The sequence below is a fragment of the Desulfobacterium sp. N47 genome (assembly GCF_051233685.1).
Classification (GTDB): Bacteria; Desulfobacterota; Desulfobacteria; order Desulfobacterales; family RPRI01; genus RPRI01.
On record NZ_JBAMMY010000061.1, the window covers coordinates 1 to 1,565 of the forward strand.

2 protein-coding genes are annotated in these 1,565 nt (G+C 50.7%); both read left to right on the plus strand.

The genetic code is table 11. From position 1 onward, the window contains the following. Positions 1-60: 60 nt before the first annotated feature. A complete protein-coding gene (locus tag VXK47_RS03685) occupies positions 61-306 on the plus strand; it encodes a hypothetical protein (RefSeq protein ID WP_435547418.1) in 246 nt (81 codons plus the stop codon). Between the two features lie 86 nt (positions 307-392). Continuing rightward, on the plus strand, positions 393-1,565 hold a 1,173-nt coding region (locus VXK47_RS03690), incomplete at its 3' end, for a reverse transcriptase domain-containing protein (RefSeq protein WP_435547419.1).

The following is a 1,565-nucleotide window of genomic DNA, read 5'->3' on the forward strand; positions in this document are numbered from 1 at the left end:
CGTGAGTTCCCAATTGGCAAAACGGCAGGCCGTAGCGAAAGTGAACCTATAAGTAGCCTCGTGAATAGAACGAAGATGCCGACCCAGTGGACGTGTGGGGAAGGCCGAAGTCTGGCAGATTGGAAAACGGAAGCATTTGCCGGGATCTTCCGGGGTAGCAGGGGCGGCATGTCGCAGAAGATGAACAACCCAGTGCTGGAGACCCAATGCGGTGATACACGAGGTATATCAACCGGTGCGTATAAGGTAAAACCGAAATCGCAGCAGGCCGTATTGGGAGTCGGAGGGGTCTATAGTACCGTTTGAGGGTATGGGACAACATAACCCGCCCGAGGGAAGAGGCCCTGCTTTGTTTACGCAACCAAAGAGTGGAGGATAGGGGGATTGCAGAAATGCTAACAACTCCGGAAAGTATCAGGACACTACAGAGGAAGCTGGTCATCGAGCCGATATTCGAAGCTGATTTTTGTGATACTTCCTATGGGTTCAGACCCGGGAGGTCTGCTCATGATGCCATCGATGATGTAGCAAAATCTCTGAATCAAGGATACAATCAGGTTATTGATGCTGATTTATCCAGATATTTTGATTCTATACCCCATGCCAAGCTCATGATCATGCTCGCCGAGCGCATTTGTGACGGAGCGATGTTGCACCTGATACAGATGTGGCTCAAGGCCTCAGTCATAGAGGTTGATAAGGATGGGACGAAGCGCACCATTGGCGGAGGCAAGGGCAACCGTAAAGGGACACCGCAGGGTGGAGTTATCTCACCGTTGCTGTCCAATCTGTTTTTGCATTTATTGGACAGGATATGGGAGAGGCGGGGCTTAGATCGGCAGATAGGAGCACGTATCATCAGATATGCGGATGATATTGTTGTGCTGTGCCGGAAAAGCAGTGAGCCAGCGATGATCATACTGCGGAGAGTTCTTGAACGGATGGGAGTTCGGTTAAACGAATCCAAGACACGGGTAGTAAACACCTATCATGGGATGTTTGCCTTTCTCGGGTTTGAAATCCGGATGGCAAAGAGCCGCCGAACAGGAAACCACTATCCTCATGTCCAGCCTTCGAAGAAATCCCTGAAAGCGATCAAAGATCGTATTACCGGATTGACAGCCAGGACACGGGCGATTATGCCTTTGGATTTGCTGGTTAACAAGGTAAATACAGCGGTTCGTGGTTGGGTAGGCTACTTTCATGTGCGAAACTGTAGCACGGTTCTAAGTGAGGTGCGGTGGCATCTGGAGGAGCGGTTAAGAACCCATTTGCGGAAACGCCACAAGATCAGAGATCGGGAAACAGGATATGTACGGTTCACAAATCGGGATCTGTACGAGAAGTACGGGCTCTACAAAGCCAACGACAGCGGGCTGGACAAAAGCGCATGCTTTGCAGTGAAGAACATCGGAAAGCCGTGTGCGGGAAAACCGCATGCACGGATTGATGAGGGAGGGATGGTTGAGGCAGTCATGGTTGGGATATTGAGGCACCGTCATACGAAAGGGGCGGAAACAGATAGGCCGAACCTAAAATCGCATAGACCATCTCTCTACTCTACC